This window comes from Chitinophaga sp. CC14 (genome assembly GCF_048957795.1).
GTDB lineage: Bacteria > Bacteroidota > Bacteroidia > Chitinophagales > Chitinophagaceae > Chitinophaga > Chitinophaga ginsengisegetis.
This window is the reverse complement of sequence record NZ_JARBFY010000003.1, coordinates 1,242,610-1,262,245: the sequence shown is the minus strand read 5'-3', so window position 1 is coordinate 1,262,245 and position 19,636 is coordinate 1,242,610. Positions and strand designations below refer to the sequence as shown.

At 46.8% G+C, this 19,636-nt stretch carries 15 protein-coding genes; 10 read left to right on the top strand and 5 right to left on the bottom strand.

What is annotated here, in order from left to right; translation table 11 throughout:
* Positions 1–3 precede the first annotated feature (3 nt).
* The 3 genes from PV783_RS15200 (at position 4) to egtD (ending at position 3,814) form a co-directional block, all read left to right on the top strand.
* A complete protein-coding gene (locus PV783_RS15200) occupies positions 4–1,572 on the top strand; it encodes an ABC transporter permease/substrate-binding protein (protein WP_420988587.1) in 1,569 nt (522 codons plus the stop codon).
* A gap of 12 nt (positions 1,573–1,584) precedes the next feature.
* Positions 1,585–2,736, top strand: a complete 1,152-nt coding sequence (egtB, locus tag PV783_RS15195; RefSeq protein WP_420988586.1) for an ergothioneine biosynthesis protein EgtB — start codon at positions 1,585–1,587, stop codon at positions 2,734–2,736.
* Positions 2,737–2,824: 88 nt separating this feature from the next.
* On the top strand, positions 2,825–3,814 hold the full coding sequence (egtD, locus tag PV783_RS15190; protein WP_420988585.1) for an L-histidine N(alpha)-methyltransferase: 990 nt from the start codon (positions 2,825–2,827) through the stop codon (positions 3,812–3,814).
* On the opposite strand, the gene PV783_RS15185 is transcribed toward egtD, so the two are convergent.
* On the bottom strand, positions 3,811–4,281 hold the full coding sequence (locus PV783_RS15185) for a DinB family protein (protein ID WP_111578747.1): 471 nt from the start codon (positions 4,279–4,281) through the stop codon (positions 3,811–3,813). The genes egtD and PV783_RS15185 overlap by 4 nt on opposite strands.
* 233 nt (positions 4,282–4,514) lie before the next feature.
* Between PV783_RS15185 and PV783_RS15180 the strand changes: the two genes are divergently transcribed.
* Complete coding sequence (locus PV783_RS15180) at positions 4,515–7,217, top strand: outer membrane beta-barrel protein (protein ID WP_420988584.1); 2,703 nt, start codon at positions 4,515–4,517, stop codon at positions 7,215–7,217.
* A 244-nt stretch (positions 7,218–7,461) separates the two neighbouring features.
* Here the strand turns inward: PV783_RS15180 and PV783_RS15175 are convergent, their stop codons facing one another.
* The gene (locus PV783_RS15175; protein ID WP_079468052.1) at positions 7,462–8,322 is read right to left on the bottom strand and encodes an OmpA/MotB family protein; all 861 of its coding nucleotides are present in this window, start codon (positions 8,320–8,322) and stop codon (positions 7,462–7,464) included.
* Between the two features lie 282 nt (positions 8,323–8,604).
* Between PV783_RS15175 and PV783_RS15170 the strand changes: the two genes are divergently transcribed.
* Positions 8,605–9,630, top strand: coding sequence for a LacI family DNA-binding transcriptional regulator (locus PV783_RS15170; RefSeq protein ID WP_079468053.1), 1,026 nt, complete (start codon positions 8,605–8,607; stop codon positions 9,628–9,630).
* 215 nt (positions 9,631–9,845) lie between these two features.
* Here PV783_RS15170 and PV783_RS15165 read toward each other — a convergent pair whose 3' ends face one another.
* From PV783_RS15165 to PV783_RS15155, 3 genes are all read right to left on the bottom strand, one after another.
* A complete protein-coding gene (locus PV783_RS15165) occupies positions 9,846–11,075 on the bottom strand; it encodes an alkaline phosphatase family protein (RefSeq protein WP_420988583.1) in 1,230 nt (409 codons plus the stop codon).
* Positions 11,076–11,188: 113 nt separating this feature from the next.
* Positions 11,189–13,357 carry a DPP IV N-terminal domain-containing protein gene (locus PV783_RS15160; RefSeq protein ID WP_420988582.1) on the bottom strand — a complete coding sequence of 723 codons (2,169 nt, stop codon included), beginning with the start codon at positions 13,355–13,357 and terminating at the stop codon, positions 11,189–11,191.
* 36 nt (positions 13,358–13,393) lie between these two features.
* Positions 13,394–14,341, bottom strand: coding sequence for a hypothetical protein (locus PV783_RS15155; RefSeq protein ID WP_079468056.1), 948 nt, complete (start codon positions 14,339–14,341; stop codon positions 13,394–13,396).
* Between the two features lie 152 nt (positions 14,342–14,493).
* On the opposite strand from PV783_RS15155, the gene PV783_RS15150 reads away from it, so the two are divergent.
* From PV783_RS15150 to PV783_RS15130, 5 genes are all read left to right on the top strand, one after another.
* Positions 14,494–15,759: a dihydroorotase gene (locus PV783_RS15150; RefSeq protein WP_420988581.1), complete on the top strand. Its 1,266-nt coding sequence runs from the start codon at positions 14,494–14,496 to the stop codon at positions 15,757–15,759.
* A gap of 11 nt (positions 15,760–15,770) precedes the next feature.
* Positions 15,771–16,331, top strand: a complete 561-nt coding sequence (locus tag PV783_RS15145; protein ID WP_420988580.1) for a DUF4199 domain-containing protein — start codon at positions 15,771–15,773, stop codon at positions 16,329–16,331.
* 42 nt (positions 16,332–16,373) lie between these two features.
* Complete coding sequence (locus PV783_RS15140; protein ID WP_420988579.1) at positions 16,374–17,372, top strand: glycosyltransferase family 2 protein; 999 nt, start codon at positions 16,374–16,376, stop codon at positions 17,370–17,372.
* A 30-nt stretch (positions 17,373–17,402) separates the two neighbouring features.
* Positions 17,403–18,539 carry a glycosyltransferase gene (locus tag PV783_RS15135; RefSeq protein WP_420988578.1) on the top strand — a complete coding sequence of 379 codons (1,137 nt, stop codon included), beginning with the start codon at positions 17,403–17,405 and terminating at the stop codon, positions 18,537–18,539.
* A 67-nt stretch (positions 18,540–18,606) separates the two neighbouring features.
* Positions 18,607–19,632 (top strand): dehydrogenase, encoded by a 1,026-nt coding sequence (locus PV783_RS15130; protein ID WP_079468061.1) that lies wholly within the window; start codon positions 18,607–18,609, stop codon positions 19,630–19,632.
* Positions 19,633–19,636: the final 4 nt, after the last annotated feature.

Below are 19,636 nucleotides of genomic sequence, written 5' to 3'. Positions count from 1 at the left end.
GGCATGGAAGCAACCGAAACCTTATTTGAATTTGTACAACAACAATCCGGTAAACTGCTGGAGCAAACCCTCACGCATACCGGGCTTACCTTTATATCCGTGCTGCTGGCCGTAGCCATAGGCGTACCCGCCGGTATTTTCATCACCCGCAAAAAAAGACTGGCAGCACCCGTACTCGGCTTCGCCGGTATAATGCAAACCATTCCAAGCATCGCCCTGCTGGGATTTATGATCCCTCTACTGGGCATTGGCCCCAAACCCGCTATAGTGGCCTTGTTTCTTTATGCTTTACTGCCTATTATCCGTAATACCTATACCGGTATCAGCGGGGTAGACCCTGGTGTTACAGAAGCGGCTACCGGCATGGGTATGAGCCGCCGGCAGTTGCTGATGAAAGTACAGCTGCCACTGGCCATGCCCGTTATACTGGCCGGTATCCGCACAGCCACCGTAATCAACGTAGGCGTAGCCACCCTGGCCGCTTACATCGCCGCAGGCGGACTCGGGGAATTTATCTTTGGCGGCATTGCACTCAATAACACCAATATGATGCTGGCCGGAGCCATACCCGCAGCTTTGCTGGCATTGCTGTTCGACTGGCTCCTGTCGCTGCTCCAGCACATCAATATCCGGAAAGCCCGTAAAACATTATACGCGCTGCCTTTTATCTTCCTGCTCCTCTCCTCCTTCTATCTTCTGCCCGATACTTACAGCGGTAAAATGCTGGCGGGATTCACCCCCGAATTTATGGGCAGAAAAGACGGCAACCTCGGACTGAAATCTGTATATGGCCTGCATATCCGTACCCTCGTGATCAGCGACATGATCATGTATAAAGCTGCTTATGAAAAAAAGCTGGACGTTATCAGCGGAAGCAGCACAGACGGCAGGGTAAAGGCATTTGACCTGGTAGTACTGGAAGATGATAAACATATTTTTCCTCCCTATTATGCGGCTCCCATCGTACGGGAAGAAACCCTGCAGAAATACCCCGAACTGGAACCGGCACTCAACCTGTTGGTTGGTACAATTAATGATAGTATCATGACGGAATTGAACTACCGGGTCGACTACCTGAAACAAAATCCCGAGAAAGTGGCAAAGGATTTTCTTGTTGCCAAACAACTCTGGAAACCTGCCGGCAACGGCGCTAAAGGCAGTATCCGCATCGGCTCAAAAATTTTCGGCGATGGCTATATCCTCGCCGCCATGTACAAGATGCTGATCGAAGGACATACCGGCCTTGCGGCCATCACCAAAACAGGATTAGGCGGCACAAAAATCGTATTCGACGCGTTGGTAAATGACCAGATAGATATGTACCCGGAATATACCGGCACCGGTTTACTCGTATTACTCCAGGCGCCGCAACACGTAACCGACAGCATTATCGGCGACAGCCGGAAAGTATACGATTATGTAAGCGCAGCATTTGAAAAACAATATCATATCAAATGGCTGCAACCCATCGGATTTAATAATACCTACGCACTAATGATGCGGAGAACTGCAGCAAAAGAACTGCATATCAGCAGCATTTCTGACTTTACAAAATATGTGAATCAACAGTAAGCACCTGTAATTATGTTACTGAAAGAACAATATGAAACAGTACGGCGGAGAAGTGAAAAAATTTGCGCGCCGCTAAAAACGGAAGACTATGTAGTGCAACCTATTGTGGATGTAAGTCCGCCTAAATGGCACCTGGGCCACACCACCTGGTTTTTTGAAACATTTATCCTGCTTCCTAACGCCAAAGACTACACGGTTTTTGATCCTCAATACAACTATGTTTTCAACAGCTACTATGAATCTGTTGGCGCACGGGTGATCCGCACCAACCGGGGTAACCTCAGTCGCCCGGCAGTGGAAGATATAATGCGCTACCGGAAATATGTGGATGAAGCCATGATCAGTTTTTTGAAAGAAGAACTGTCGCCGGAACTGCAGGAGCTGTTTATTCTCGGTCTGAACCACGAGGAGCAGCACCAGGAATTGCTGTACACGGATATTAAGTATATCCTCGGGCATAATCCCCTGTTCCCGGCCTACGATATTCATCATAAAGATATACCCGTAGTGAACAATCCCGGCGATAGCTGGTTAAATATACGTGCCGGCGTATACGATATTGGCTTTGCCGGAGATGGATTCTGTTTTGATAATGAACTGGGCAGGCATACCGTTTACCTGGCGGATTATAAGATCAGTACTGCACTGGTCACCAACACGGAATACCTGGACTTTATCCAGGCCGGTGGCTACCAGGATTTCCGTTACTGGCACGCAGAAGGATGGGATTGGGTAAAAAACAACCAGGTAACCACCCCGATGTATTGGTACAACATCGATGGTAAATGGATGCACTATACCTGGCAGGGGCTTCAGCCAATCATGCCGGATGCACCTGTTACGCATATCAGCTACTACGAAGCAGCTGCATATGCCGCCTGGAAAGGACAGCGGCTACCAACGGAGTTTGAGTGGGAAGTGGCCGCGCCCCAATTGGCATGGGGCCAGCGGTGGGAATGGTGCGAAAGCGCTTATCTCCCCTATCCCGGCTTTGCAAAGGCACCCGGCGCTATCGGAGAATATAATGGAAAATTCATGATCAATCAGATGGTGCTGCGTGGTGGTTCGGAAGTAACTTCTCCAAACCACAGCCGTATCACTTACCGTAACTTTTTCCATCCTTCACTGAGATGGCAATTTACCGGGATAAGATTGGCAGGATGATTGAGACACCGTTATGAAATGATCCGGATCTCAGAAAAGCAGCCCCCTGTTTTCCTGAGATCCAAGTTCAGAACATCAAAAAATATTTATGACTGTAATTCCTAATGTACTTGCGCCATGCAAGCGCAAACCAGCCACCGATATATTTTATCACGACGTGGTGCAGGGCCTCACTGCACCCCAGAAATACCTGGACCCGAAATATTTCTATGATGCAGCCGGCGATGCACTTTTTCAGCAGATCATGCAATGCCATGAATACTACTTAACCGGGTGCGAAATGGAAATCCTCCGGCAGCAGTCCGCACAAATAGTACAGGCGTTACAGTTATACGCCGGCGATTTTGATGTGGTGGAGCTGGGCGCGGGCGATGCCACCAAGTCTGTTCATTTACTGCAACAGCTGATCAATAACGGTATAGATTATACGTATTTCCCGATCGATATTTCCGCCAATGTGATCTCGCAGCTGGAAAAGAACCTGCCTGCGCAGATACCGGGCCTGCAGCTGCATGGCCTAAACGGGGAATATTTCCATATGCTGCAGCAGGCAAATAAGGTAACTACCAAAAAGAAGGTATTGCTTTTTATGGGCGCCAACATCGGTAACTTCAGCGTGAGCGCCGCCAGGAGCTTCTGCCAGCAGATGCGGCAGTACCTGCAGCCCGGCGATCTGCTGCTGACCGGCTTCGATCTAAAAAAACATCCGCAGGTAATCCTGAATGCATATAACGACTCCGCCGGTATCACCCGCGCGTTTAACTTCAACCTTTTACACCGTATTAACAGGGAACTGTATGCAGATTTTGATACCTCAAAATTTGAGCACTTCCCTACCTACGATCCCGTTACCGGCGCCTGTAAAAGTTATCTCATCAGCCTGGAAAACCAGCAGGTGCATATCGGGGAGGATACCACCATTCACTTCGCGGAAAATGAATCCATTTATATGGAGATCTCGCAGAAGTACAGCCTGGAAGAAACAGACCAGCTGGCCGCCTACGCAGGCTTCAAACCAGTGGCCCGCTTCTTCGACCGCAGGCACTGGTTCACCGATTGCTTATGGAAATGTATTTAATGCCAGGCGTTCAGTATTCTTCTGAGCGCCACAATTTCACCGGTATGATAACTGGTGTGGTCCAGCAACAACACCGCTTCGCGGAATAGGTGCTGACCGCTGCCATGCGGAAAAGGCGCGAACAGATCATCGCTCTGTTCCAGCAGGTCAATGAAAGCATGCAGGTCCTTATCTACCTGCTCTACGCTGTGCTTCCAGGCGGCATCGTCCTTTGGAGCAGTTTCCTCCGGCCAGTACGCCTTCGGCCACTCTATTTCCTTATAGTCCGGGTTCCTTGAGAAGTCGAGGATATCGTACTGTGTAATCCTGATATGCTCTACCAGTTGCCAGATGCTGTAAGGCATACCGGCTGGTACCACGCCTCTCAGATCGGCGGGCAGTTTTTTCACAGAATCGTTGAAAGTAACGTGTGCATTGGGTTTGAGCAACATGTCCTTCAGCGATTTAACTAACGTAGCAGTATTCATAAAATAGTAATTTATCTAAACAAAATTCTTATTATTAAAGTTCGGAGATTAAAAAAGAAAGACATCCCATCAAAAAATACTCCAATAATCACTTCTCCATAATTTGTAAATCATTTGTTAATCACATTATCTTATTAATAATTTTTTAACCATTCCGACAACATTTGATATTGATTAACAGAATGAGGATGTTTCAATACTATCATTGTATTGAATTTAACCAAGATCCTCGCATGGCAAAATACTACGCATTATTGTTAACTGTAGTTCTGATAGGAAGTCATTTCACACTTTCAGCACAAAGAGAAATAAAAGGCCATGCGTATGATAAAGACACCAGGAGACCATTGGCAGGAGCAAATGTACTGCTCTTCACCGCAGAAAGATCAATTCTTAAAGCACAGGGCACCACAAATGAATCCGGAGACTTTACCCTCAAAAAAATCCCCACGGGCAACTATGTGATCACGATCAGTTTTATGGGATATGATGCCGCTACCTCACTCATCATGATATCAGAAAAATCAGCAAAGCTATTCCAGGTAGACCTTCGCTATTCCGGCCTTCAGCGCAATCCCATCAAGTTAAACAGCGTGAACGTAAAAGTAAATAAGTCGGCATTCACCATACGCAAAGATACCGTTGAATTTTCTGCAGGCGATTTCCAGACAACAGAAAATGCTTCTGTAAGAAACCTCCTCAATAAACTCCCCGGCATCACCATCGATGCGGACGGTAACCTGTCTTTCCAGGGCACCGCTATAAAAACCATCCTGGTAAACGGAAGGCCCCTCTTCCAGGATGGTAACAGTTCTTCCGGTGATACAAAAAAAATAACACAGAATCTGCTGGCAGATATTGTTGATAAAATACAGGTCATCGACAGAAAAAGAATAGATGGCCTGGTGGAAGGAGGCAAAAATGAAAAAGTGATCAACATCACCGTTAAAAAGGAATATAAAAAAGGACTCAACGGCGCTGCAGGAGCGGGTTATGGAACAGACAAACGGTACAGTGCCGCCGCCAACGTCAATATGTTCCGGGATACCAAACAAGCCGTGATGATGGGATACATCAATAACGTAAACTCCTCCCGCGGCCCCGCTTCCACCGATGAAAACCTAAGCAGGGCAGAAACTATGATGGGAGGCATCTCCAACAAAAACAACCTCAGTGCAAATCTCGGTACCGACATCTCAAAAAAAATAAAGCTCAACGCCAACTTCCTGCACCAAAGTCAAAATATGGATAACAGCCAGCAGCAGCAGCGCGACAATGTACTGCCGGACAGTAACTTCCGCTACAACAGCAACAATACGTCGGCAAGCACCGCCAACATGAACATCCTCTTTACCAACCTGACCATCCAGGTAGATGAAAAAAACCTCATCTCAATAGATATGTCAGCCAACACACAGCGCAACACTTACCACTCTTTCAATAAGTATATTTCAATAGGTGGTAAAAATAACGACACTATTAACTTTGGCAATACCAATAACCTGGAAACAAGACGGAGCAGTAATATCAACCTGACTACACAATATAACCACCAGTTCAGCCCTACCCTGGGCAGTGTAAGCGTTTCCTTCAACATTGAGCAGAATAATACAAAAGATGAACAGCAGAATACTACCCTGAACAACTTCGTTCCTGCAAACCTGGCGGATACCATCAACCAGCAGGTGAATGCAAAAATAAATGTCAGTAAACTGATGGCCCGCATCAACTACCAATATCCGCTTTTTCCTTCCGTGTACCTGAACGTGTCTTATAAAATAACCAACAACCTCACCAGAAACAACCAGGACGCTTTTGATTTCGACAATGAAAAGAAGGGATATGATATTGTTAACCAGGACCTGACCTACCGGTTTAAAAACAACATCAATGAGCAATCGATCGGTACAGGGCTCTTTCTTAATAAAACAAAAATACAAGGCCAGTTAAATCTTGCCTATAACATCACAGATTCAAAAAGCAATAACTTCACCGCGGGGAATGAGTTCCTGCAAAGGATTCATTACCTGTCGCCCAACTTATCGCTTTTCTATAAAATAGATAACTACAGAAGCCTGGACCTGAGAATAAACCGGGAAACGCGCATCCCCCCTCCCAACGTATACCTGCCGGTCGTGTCTACCCGGAATCCGCTGTATGTGCAACTCGGCAACCCGGATCTGAAACCATCTATTTATAACTCCGCCTCTATTGGTTATCGTTCGTTCAGTGTAAAGGGCGTTACCTTCAGTACCAACCTGGGCGCCGATTTGCCCAATAACGCCATGACACAATCCATCTACTCCGACTCCGCCGGACGGCAAATCAATCAACCCGTAAATGTGGATGGAAACTTCAGCTTTAACCAGGACTTTTCAATAGGGAAAAGATTCAGCAAACCAGCCGTCACACTTAACTATTCATTGTCCTATTATTTCAGCCGGAATAATTCATTCATCAACCAGGTCAAAAGCCGCACCAGCGATCTGAGTATCACCCAAATGATGAACGGCTCCTGGATGTATAAAAAAGCGCTGGAACTGGAAGGCTTTGTGAGCATGCTGTATATCAGCAGCGTTTACTCTATCCAGAACAACAAACATGCTGATTACCTGATGTACAATGTGTCGCTTTCAGCAAACGTTTTTCTTCCTGCCAATATCAGCATCGGCAGCGCAGCCCTGTATTTCAACAATACCAGTCAGCATCAGCAGTTTGTAGTGCTCAACAGCTGGGTTGCCAAAGCCTTTGGGAAAAATAAAAGCTTCCAGGCAAAACTCTATGCCTACGATCTCACGAAACAAAATCAATCGCTGCTCACGATGCAGTCCCCTACTTATATAGAACAGCAACGGAATACTATTCTTACTCAATATTTCATGCTGAGCCTTTCTTATTTCTTTGGCAAAAAACCAGCGGCCAGGCCTGCGATGTAGGCATCGCCTTCGGCGATGAAATTATCCTGGAGCAGGATTAGACTGATTATATTGATTACACCGATTTGATTATGTTCTGATTTTACTTTCAGAATTTCTTATAAAAAGATCAGGGAAGATAAAAGCGGGTATATCCACTTCTATCTTCCCTGATCTTTAAAAATCAAAACTGATCAAATCGGTGTAATCAATATAATCAGCCTAATCCTGCTCCAGGACAATTTACAATCGCCGAAGGCGATCATTAATTCGCTGGTTTCTCGAGTAATTTGAAGAACTGATCCAGCTGTGGCAATATCACGATCCTTGTTCTGCGGTTAGCTGCTTTACCTTCCGCGGTATCGTTGGAAGCAATAGGCAGGTACTCGCTTCTACCAGCGGCAGTCATACGTGCCGGCGGAATAGCGTACTGGTTCTGAAGGATACGCACCACGGAAGTAGCTCTCTTCACACTCAGATCCCAGTTATCCAGCAATACATTCGGACGGTAAGGCACGTTATCTGTATGGCCTTCCACCATGAACTCAATATCCGGCTGGGCAATCAGCACTTTAGCCACTTTTCCCAGTACTTCTTTGGCTCTTTCGTTGATTTCGTAGCTACCACTTTTAAACAGCAGTTTATCGGAGATATCTATATATACCACACCCTTGTCCACTTTAATATTGATGTCTTTATCATCCATATTTCCAATGGCGCCCTTCAGGTTCATTACCAGCTGCATGTTCAGCGAGTCTTTCCGGGCAATAGCCGACTGAAGGTCTTTAATGTAAGCGTCTTTGGCGCCGATGTTATCCAGGGATTTCTTGATACTTTCTGCCTGGGCGCCGGAAATTACGGACAACTCCTTCAGGTGATCCAGCATCTGGGTATTGTTGGTTTTCAGTTGCTCCTGTTGCTCCGTTAAGTTCGTTACTTTTTCTTTGTACGATGCAGCGGCACGGGCAGCATCTTCTTCGCAGGTTCTCAGCTTACCGTAGGTAGCGCGGTAAAGACTATCAAGTTGCGCATTCCTGGCCTGTGATTCTCTTAATTTACGAGGGGCAGAACAGGATGCAAAAATGGTTACTAAAGCTACCGGCAAGGCTAGTTGTGCTATTTTCATAAAATTATACTTTTTAATAATCTAAAAAATAAGTATATATAAATAGTGGGGTATACAATGGAAAGCAATCCCTCTATAGCAAATAGCAGGCCGAAGCCCCCTTCAGTCCGTTAGAAGATGGTTAGAATACGGCTGGTATTAGATGTTGACACGCTTAAATAAAATAAAACCATCAGCCTAAAGATGCTTTATTCATAAAAAAAAGTTAATATTTTCCAATATCTAAGTAACTTGTCCGGCAGAGTATACGCTGTATCTATTTTCTATTAATTGCTGAAATGTATGAGAAAGGTGGTTTCTTCGGGTCAACCAACAATAAAGGAAATTGCAAAAAGGCTGAACATCTCTGTATCCACAGTATCAAGAGCGTTACATGATCATCACAGTATCGGTTTAAGAACCAAAACCAGGGTAAAAGAACTGGCTGCTGAACTGAATTATGAACGCAACCAGACCGCTATCTATTTCCAGCAGGGTAAAACATTCACCATCGGTATCCTTTTGCCCGAGCTGTCGGAAGCATTCTTTGCCAGCGCTATCAGTGGTATTGAAGACACGGCCTACAGCAATAACTATACGGTATTACTGGGACAATCGCACGACGATGAAGCCCGCGAAAAGCAGATCATCCAGAGCATGAAACAGCACCGGGTGGATGGCTGCATCGTATCTATCGGAAAAAACACCAGCAACTACGAACACTTTGAAATGCTGCAACAGGCACGCATCCCGGTGGTTTTCTTTGATCGCATTCCCAACCTTCCGAATATGCACGCCGTATCCTGCAACCTGGAATCAGGCACCGTGCAGGCAGTAGATTTCCTCCTGAAACAAGGCCACCGCGTAATCGGTATGATCAATGGACCCGAAACAATGGTGGCCAGTAAAGAACGTGCTACCGGCTATATCAGGGCGTTACAGAAACACCGCCTGAAATATGATCCCAAAATGATCGTCAACGCGGATCTCACCGCAGCTGGCACGGAAGAAGCCATGCAGTACCTCCTCTCGCTCAAAAGAAAAGTAACCGCCGTAGTTACTTTCAACGACTATGTAGCGATGGATGCCGTACAATATGCCCTAAAACAAAAATTGGAAATAAATAAGGATATAACTTTTGTATCTTACGCCAATACACCGGTAAGCGGGTATACAGCCTTTCCTCCTGCTGCATCTGTGGAGCAGTTCCCTTATGAACAGGGCCAGGCGGCTACTAATATGTTATTATCACTCCTGAACGGGGAACATGCCTTGAATGATTTTCAACGCACTGTCATGGAGTCGCAACTGGTGATACATCACCGCTGAGGCATTATCTTATCGATAACCTTGCCACAGTAGTTGACCGTGGCAGGTTATTCGACTTCATTGTTCGCTGTCTATAATTGCTGCTTTTCCAGCTTAGTTCACTTTCTGATTAATTGCTACAACGATTCTACATGATTTTTTTGGCATTCCATGTACGCAAACGCTTGCGTTATCCGCGCAAGCGTTTGCGTAAAGCCTGTTTTCCGTTGTTTTAGCTATTGTTGTACCACCCACCGGTTCACCGAATTTAATGGTCCTTCCAGCACAATCTTGTAGAATGAAGATGGCAGCGATTTTACACTGATGCTGGCGCTTTCTTTTGATACAGGTACTTCTCCGAGTAACTTATAATCGTCGTGACCACCGGTTTTATAGTGATTAGTAGTAGTCACCCATATTTTTACGGTTCCCTTTTTATCATAAGCCTTCCAACCCAGTTGCAGCTGATCCTGCACTAAGCTCGCAGTAGGCTGTGCCAGTGAAATAGCGCCTGTCAGCGGCACGCCATCCAGTTCACGCGCATTCTCAACAGGAATAGAGATATTCATAAACCGCGCAATAGACGGCAGGATATCTACAATACCCGGTTGCGCCGTTTTAAAGTAAGGATTCAATCCTTTTGCATTGGTAACGATCCAGGTGGTCCGCTCCCGGTCAGATTGCCCGCCGTGGCCATGCCCGCCATGTGCATCACGACCATGATCCGTGGTGATATAGATCTGCCAGTCTTCATTAAATTTCGCCCGCCTGTATTCCATCGCATCCCAGATTTTACCTACCATATCGTCTGTCATCCGCACGGCCGTATCCATCCGCTCACCGGTGCCATAACGATGTCCCATGTCATCGCTGTACTCCAGGTAAACCCAGGTCATATCAGGTGCATCACTTCTTACAAAATCTGCAGCTTTATCCACTACTGTTTCATCAATCAGGTGGATATACCAGCTGTCTTTATCATGCGGAAACCGCACGGTATCAAGTTCCAGCCCATCCACTGCATGATCAATATGCAGGTTGCCCGTTTGCGCTAATCCATCTCCCACCAGCTTGGTGCGGTTATCCAGCCAGGTGGAAAAAATAGCGGTCTTCTTTTCAGGATAAGCCGATTTAAAAAAACGGAAGATGCTGGGATAGGCATAGTTCTGCGCGGCAATATCATTGTCCCATACGTTGTGTTTATTCACCCACGTGCTGGTGAGCAAACTGTTGTAACCCACTGCTGAAATAGTAGGCGTTTGTGAGTAACTGTTCTTCTCCCCTCCTACGTAGGCACGGCGATACCCACCTTCCTTCGCTATGCGCTTCAGGTGAGGAGTGGGTTGCGACTCAATCACATCTGCCGGAATACCATCCGCAATAATAAATAACACTTTGTGTTTCTTCTGCTGCGCCGATAACGAGGTAACTGTTAAGAGGCTCATAGCGAGGAATAAATACTTCATCGTTAACTGTTTAAGATTAGCTGATCGCAAGTAGCATAAAATAATAAAGCGAAGATAACAGCGAATATTAATTTTTCGCTATGATCTTCGCTTTAAAAAGAAATCTAAAAAAACTACTTCAGATAGGCATCAAAATAATCCGTGATCTTCTGCATCAGGTGAACCCTGTCTTTTCCCAATACATTATGTAAATGTCCCGGATATACGAAATAATCTACCTGTACTTCGTTGTCTACACAGGCTTTCAGGAAATCCAGCGAATGCTGCCAAACCACTACATCATCATTGGTGCCGTGGATCAGCATCAGCTTCCCCTGCAGATTCTTTGTTTTGGTAAGCAGGTTGGAATTGGCATAGCCTTCCGGGTTTTCCTGCGGCGTATCCATATAGCGCTCGGTATACATAATTTCATACATGCTCCAGTCGATCACCGGCCCACCGGCTACTCCCACCTGGAACACATCCGGATGACGCAGCATCAGCGATGTAGTCATGAAACCGCCAAAGCTCCAGCCATGTACGCCCATCTTTTGCTGATTAATATACGGCAGCGACTTCAGGTAAGCCACGCCCTGTAGCTGATCATTCATTTCCACCGTACCCAGCTGCCGGAAAGTGGCCTGTTCAAAAGCCTTTCCACGGTTATCGCTGCCACGGCCATCCATTGTAAAAATCACGTAGCCATGCTGCGCCATGTACTCATACCAGAGGTTACCGCTGCAGGGGTAAGTATTACGGATCAACTGCACATTAGGCCCGTTATACAGGTATACAATTACCGGGTAGGTTTTGGTAGAATCAAAGTTCACCGGCAGAATCAGTTTACCATATAAAGGCGTACCGTCATCAGCTTTCAGGGTTACCTGCCTGATTTGCGGACGCTGGAAATCTTTCAGCGGATCGGCAGCAGTAATAATATTTTGTTCAAATTTACCAGTGGTGGCAGTTACCGTCGCTACATAAGGTGTGGTACCGGAACTGTAAGCATCCAGCACGTAGCTGCCATCGGTGCTGGCCAGTGCATCATGCCAGCCGGCTGCTTTATCCAATGGGGAAAGCGCAGCTGCTTTCTGTTTGTAATTAATCTTATACAGGTGTTTTTCCATCGGGCTTTCTTTAGAAGCCGTTAAGATGATTTCATTTTTCTTCGGATTAAAACCCGTTAGTTCATTTACCACCCAATTGCCTGCGGTAATCTCCCGCAGCTGTTGTCCGTTGGTATTATAGAGATACAAATGATTATAGCCACTTTTTTCGCTCCACCAGATAAACTGATCGGTTGTGCCGGGAACAAAAGTTAACGGATGGGTAGGATGCACATATTTGGCATCTGTTTCTTCAAATAATGTTTTTACCAGCTCACCGGTAGCAGCGCTGTATTGGTTCAGCCACAAATGATTTTGTTCACGGTTCAGCAGCGCAACGTAAACGGATTGCTGATCGGGCGCCCAGGTAACACAGGTCAGGTAATGATCTGCCGGTCCGCCGGTTTTCAGGAAAATAGTTTTTTGGGTAGACGGCTGATAAATACCGAGTGTTACCTCATGTGATGTACCGCCTGCCATCGGGTATTTGATGTTGGTATTATGCGCGGGCGTTACCGACCAGTCGATGACCGGGTAATCATTTACCATGCGCTGATCCATGCGGTAAAATGCCAGCTGATCGCCTTTGGGAGAGAAGAAAATACCTTTATCGATGCCAAATTCCTCGCGGTGAACGCTTTTTCCATTCACAATATTGATATCAGCGTCGTTGGTAACTGCCTGTACATTGCCTTCAGCAGTTCGGATGAAGAGGTTATTCTTTTCGGTCCAGGCAATCTGGCCGCTTTGGTTATTCACCGTTACATTCTCTGCTTCTTTGGGCAATTCGCACCAATGGCTGAATTGCATGATGCCATTTTGCAGTTGTCCTTTATACAGCGTGTTACCAATGGAAAACCAGGCACTGGTAGCGGATAACCAATACAGCGGAGGTACGCCGCGTAAAGGTTTGGAAGAAAATAACTGTTCATTGAGCCGGGGCAGTGTAAGCAGGGTATCTGTTTTACCGGCGGGTAGTGCCACCTTTATCCAGGCGTAATTATCTTTTTCTGATAGCACCCTGGTGTAGGCATTTTCGCCGGGCACCCATTCAAACTGTTTTAACCGTTCGGGGGCCAGTTGCTGCCGGAGCCCGTTAGTGGCTTCCGTCATGGTGTACTGACGCTGCTGGCCATAGGTATATTGCAGCCCACCCGTCATCCATCCTGTCAAAAGCAATAGGAAAGCTTTCTTCATCCTTCTTTTTGGGGAGCTAAATTAAGGTTTTACCCGTTACGCGCTCACAAGATGTTTTTTCACCCATTCCCTTTCTTCGGGCAACAGGTAGTCGGCTCTTTTTTCTGTAATCCAGGAAAATGTTTTTTTCACATCCGACTTCGCGGTGCGGAAGCGGAACAGGAATTCCATGCCCAGCATCAGGTCTGTAAAGCCATTCTTCACGGTTTCTATCGTCATCCGGGCGCTACTGCGTCTTTTTGATAACAGCTCGGTAATGCGCGCGGTTACTGCCTGGATCGCGTTCTCGTCGGCGTATTTATAAATGGCTTCCATCGCTTCAAACTTGAGTTGTCCGCGCATGAGGCAACGTGTATAGAACATGGCTTCCTTCTCTTTCTCAATATCAGCAATAGCGGCGAAGGCCAGGCTTTTCACATCCTGGCGGTGATATTCCAGGAGCCTGCGCAGGGCGGGTACACTTTTCTGGGTACCTACTTTATGAAGCAACAGGGTAATATAATAGATGTCGTATTCGTTCACGGTGCGCTTCAGCAGGTTCAGGGCCCAGTCTTCCACCGAAGGGTGGCGGGTACCTCTGAGCGCCAGCAGTGCGGAGCGGCGGATATTATTATTGAGTGAAAGCGTATTATTTAATAACGGTTCCAGGTTAATATAGCCTGGTATGGCCAATCCGCGTTCCAGGTCCTGCTGCATGGCAGTGATCATATCGGCGTCCTGTTCTATTCTGAGCCGGTCCAGCAGGAAACGGATCACTTCCGGATCATTGGTGTTCCTGGAAAGCTGGGTGATAATAAAGCAGGCGGCGCGGCGCTTATCTTTGTCGGGCTCCTGCTCAATGTATTGATAAAGTAGGGGTATATAAGCGTGATTAGCGAGTTGTTCTGCTTCGCGGAGAGCCTGCCAGCTGGTTGTCTGGCCATTATGCAATTGTTCTGAGCGGTCGCATATCCGTGCTACGAGGTTAGAAAGGTAGTCAATCATCAGTAGTTATTTTGATCTGCTACCCCTGCATTTTCAATTATCATACCAACCTGAACAGCCATCCGAAAAGTAGGGCGCCTCTCCCTTCAACAATTAACAGTTTTATGTTACATTTGCCCCTGTATTTTCGGACCGGTTATAGAACGTAAAGCATGCACATACTACTCAAGAACGTAAAGATTATAGCGCCTTCCTCACCCTTGCACGGGCAGCAAAAAGACATTTCTATTCAGAACGGCATCATTCAGCAGGTAGGCAACAACCTCGAAGATGCACGGGCAACGGTTATTTCAGGTGATAACCTGCATGTTTCCGCCGGCTGGATGGATGTTTTCTCCCATTTCTGCGACCCCGGCCAGGAACACAAAGAAGATCTGCAAAGCGGCATCAAGGCTGCTGCTACGGGTGGATATACCACTGTGATGGTAGTACCTAACACCCAGCCTGCCCTGCATACCAAACCGCAAATCGAATACGTACTGAGCAGATCCCGTCATTCGGCGGCCACAGTATTGCCAATTGGCGCTGCTACTAAAAACCTGGAAGGTACCGGCCTCGCCGAAATGTATGAAATGCAGCAGGCAGGCGCCGTGGCCTTCTCCGATGGCCTTAAACCTTTGCAGTCGCCCGGCCTCATGCTCAAAGCGCTGCAATACATCAAAGCATTCGACGGCACCCTCATACAACTGCCGGATGACCAGAGCATTTCCGCGCATGGACTCATGCACGAAGGCATCTACTCCACCCAGCTGGGAATGCCCGGCAAACCAGCACTGGCAGAAGAACTCATTATTCAGCGCGACCTTGAACTGGCGAAATATACGGACTCACGTATCCACTTTACCGGTATAAGTACCCGCAAATCGGTGGAAATGATCGCCGCCGCCAAAGCAGCAGGGATCAAAGTAACCTGCTCGGTAACGCCTTACCACCTGTCTTTAACCGATGCCCAGCTCATCAACTACGATACCCACCTGAAGGTAAATCCGCCGCTGCGCAGTGCAGATGATGTGAAAGCCCTGCAGGAAGCCGTTTTACACGGCACTATAGATTGCATCGCCACCCACCACACACCGCAGGACTGGGACGCTAAACAGGTGGAGTTTGAATACGCCAAAAACGGTATGATCGGCCTGGAAAGCGCTTTCGGCGTAATAAGGCAATACCTGCCCCAGCTGCCGCTGGAACAGCTGATCAACATGCTTACCATTCACCCCCGGAAAATATTCGGCTTGCCACAACCTGCCCTGCAGGAAGGCGCTGCCGCCAATCTTACTATCTTTGACCCGGAAGCCAGCTGGCAGTTTACCAAAGCCCACATCGCTTCCCGGTCCAAAAATTCAGCGTATATTGGCGAACAACTGAAGGGGAAAGTACATGCCACAGTGAATGGACCCGTATTTCATTTAAATAATTAGAGCGTGTGCGTATGCAACAAAATTCGAATCCCGGTATAAAATGGGGTCTTTTAGTGGGATTGGCCATGATTGTCTGGAACATATTAATCTGGGTTGCTGGTCCTGATTATCTTTTTTCCCTTAACTTAAAATTTGTCCAGTTTGTAGTATGGGCAGTACTTGGCATATTTGCCGGATTGGAAAGAAAAAAACAGCTCGGCGGATATATTGGTTTCAAAGATGCCATTAAACCCATCTTTACCACCTTTGTTATCAGCTCCCTGATGATAGCTGTTTATAACTATGTCGTATTTACCTATATGTACGATAATAACCTGATGGAGCTATCTAAAAAACACCTGATGGAAGATACTGCATGGTTATTGCGTAAATTCAAGGCGCCACAGGAAGAAATCGATAAGCAATTAAAAGATCTGAAAGATGCAGATTACCGTGTCACTATTTCTTCGGCATTTATTGATTACCTGAGAAACCTGATAAAATTTTTCGTGGTATCCGCGATACTCGCTGTAATAATCCGGAAGAAACAAGTTTTTGGTGGCGTCAGCGAAATGAACCGGAAAAATCCGTAAGAAAACACCTTATTGGTGAAGTAATAATACTATTCTTTTAAGATGAACATATCCGTAATCGTTCCTTTAAAAAACGAAGAAGAATCCCTGCCGGAACTTGCCGCATGGATTGAAAGAGTGATGGACGCACACCATTTCACCTACGAGGTATGGATGGTAGACGATGGCAGTACCGACGACTCATGGGCCGTTATTCAACAACTGGCTGCGCAGAATCCCCTTGTAAAAGGGATCAAGTTCCAGCGCAACTATGGCAAGTCGGCCGCCCTCAACGAAGGCTTCAATGCAGCACAGGGAGATGTGGTGATCACAATGGATGCCGACCTCCAGGATAGCCCGGATGAAATACCTGAACTCTACCGCATGATCGCGGAAGAAGGATTCGACCTCGTGAGCGGCTGGAAAAAGAAACGTTACGATAATGCCTTCACCAAAAATCTTCCTTCAAAATTATACAACTACACCACTACCCGCATGAGCGGCGTAAAGCTGCACGACATGAACTGCGGTCTGAAAGCCTATCGTAAAAAAGTAGTGAAGTCCATAGAAGTATACGGGGAAATGCACCGCTATATCCCCGTTATCGCCAAATGGAACGGCTTCCATAAAATCGGGGAAAAAGTAGTGGAACACCGCGCCCGCAAATATGGGGTCACCAAATTCGGATTGGAACGTTTTATCAACGGCTTCCTGGATCTGGCCACCATCATGTTTATCGGCAAATTCGGCAAACGCCCCATGCACCTCTTCGGCGCACTGGGCTCCCTCTCCTTCTTCGTGGGATTTGTAGTAGCCGCTTACCTCGCACTGGCAAAAATATTCTTTGATAAAGTAAATATGACCGACAGGCCCCTGTTCTATTTCGGGCTGCTTTGTATGATCATCGGTTCCCAGTTATTCCTCACCGGTTTTATCGGCGAGCTGGTAACACGCAATGCCACCGAACGTAATTCTTACCTGGTGGAAGAGCGGATGGATCATACCAGTAATGTTACGGATGAAGAGTTGCAGTTATCACACCAACATAACCGCAGACGCTGATCCGCTCATTCACTATCGTTATCTGAATCTATGGCTAACAAAAAGAAAATACTTATTTTAGGTACAGCCTACCCTTTCCGGGGTGGGCTGGCTGCTTATAACGAGCGACTCGCAGAAGAACTCCAGCAAACAGATGAGGTGGAAATATGGACCTTTACCATACAATACCCCAAATTCTTTTTCCCCGGAAAAAGCCAGTTCTCTACCGACCCCGCTCCGGCACATCTCCGCATCAAAAGACTGATCAACTCCGTAAATCCGCTGAACTGGTTAATAACCGGCCGCAAAATCCGGAAAATGAACCCGGATATCATCATCACCAAATACTGGCTGCCCATCATGGGCCCGGCATTAGGCTCCCTGCTCCGGTTAGGCAAAAGAAAACATACCAAAGTAATTGCGGTACTGGATAACGTAGTGCCGCATGAAAAAAGACCCGGGGATGTTGCTTTTACAAAGTATTTCCTGAAACCGGTAGATGCCTTCGTTGCCATGAGCCAATCGGTGCTCAACGATCTGCGCGTGTTTGAACCAGTGAAAAAAGCCTCGCTTATTCCGCATCCTATCTACGATAACTATGGCGCCCTGATATCCAAAGAAGAAGCCCGCGCCCAGCTGAAACTGAACCCGGGCAAAAAATATATTCTTTTCTTTGGCTTTATCCGTCAGTATAAAGGTCTTGATCTCCTGTTGCAGGCAATGGCGGATGAAAGACTGAAAAAGCTGGATGTACACGCCATCGTAGCCGGTGAATATTATGAAGATGCAGCCCCTTACCTGGAACTGCTGAATAAACTGCAACTGGGCGACCGTGTGCTGATGCACACCGATTTCATTCCCAACGAAGCTGTTAAAAATTATTTCTGTGCTGCCGACCTGGTGGTACAACCCTATAAAAGCGCTACCCAGAGCGGCATTTCACAGATCGCCTATCACTTTGAAAAACCAATGGTGGTAACCAATGTAGGCGGCCTTGTGGAAATGGTGCCGGACGGCGTGGTAGGATTCCAGGCAGAACCGGAACCAGCATCTATTGCCGCCGCCATCGAAAAATATTTCGTGGAAAACCGCGAAGCGGATATGGTGGAAGCCCTCCGGAAAGAGAAACTGCAGTATTCGTGGGCCAGGCTGGCAAAAGAAATTCATACGCTGGCAGCGGATAGCTGACGGTAGTGAATACAGCGGCATCATAATTGTTGACTACATCGCCAACAAACTAAACCTGACAACTAGCATGATTTACAGAAGCAAAGCTCCTTTACGTATAGGTCTTGCCGGTGGTGGCACAGATGTAAGCCCGTATTCGGACTTATACGGTGGCGCCATTCTCAACGCCACCATTTCTTTATATGCACGCGCATCTATTGAACCACTTCAGAACGGACAAGTGATTTTTGACTGCGCAGACAGAAGGGAAACCGCTACTTATGATGCCGTATACCCTTTACCGTTAGATGGCAAACTGGATATCCTCAAAGGCGTAATTAACCGCGTACAAAAAGATTACGGCTCCTTACCAGCTACCGGTTTTAAACTCACCACCTTTGTAGATGCACCTGCCGGATCCGGCCTCGGCACCTCTTCTACCCTCGTGGTAGCCGTGCTGGGCGCATTTGCCGAATGGCTGAAATTACCGCTGGGAGAATATGACATGGCGCATCTCGCCTATTCTATTGAACGCGAAGACCTGAACCAGGCCGGCGGTAAACAGGACCAATACGCAGCCACCTTTGGCGGCGTAAACTTCATGGAGTTTTATAAAGATGATAAAGTAATTGTAAATCCCCTGCGGATCAAAGAAATAAATCTCCACGAACTGGAAAATAACCTGGTATTGTTCTACACATCTACCAGCCGGTTATCTTCCTCTATCATCTCCGAACAACAAAAAAATGTAACCGATAAAAAGGATACTTCCATAGAAGCCATGCACCAGCTGAAAGAACAGGCGGTGATGATGAAGGAAGCACTACTTCGGGGTACCATCGATAAAATCGGTGAAATCCTGAACTACGGTTTTGAAAATAAAAAGAAGATGGCCCACGGCATCACCAATCCCCAGCTCGATGAAATTTACGACGCTGCCCGCAAAGCCGGCGCCAGCGGTGGTAAAATTTCAGGCGCCGGCGGTGGCGGATTCATGATCTTCTATTGTCCGAAAAATACCCGCTTCGCCGTAGTAGACGCACTAAGCGGTTTTGGCGGAGATGTAAAACGCTATACCTTTACCAATCACGGTATTCAAACGTGGAGCATTTAAGGGC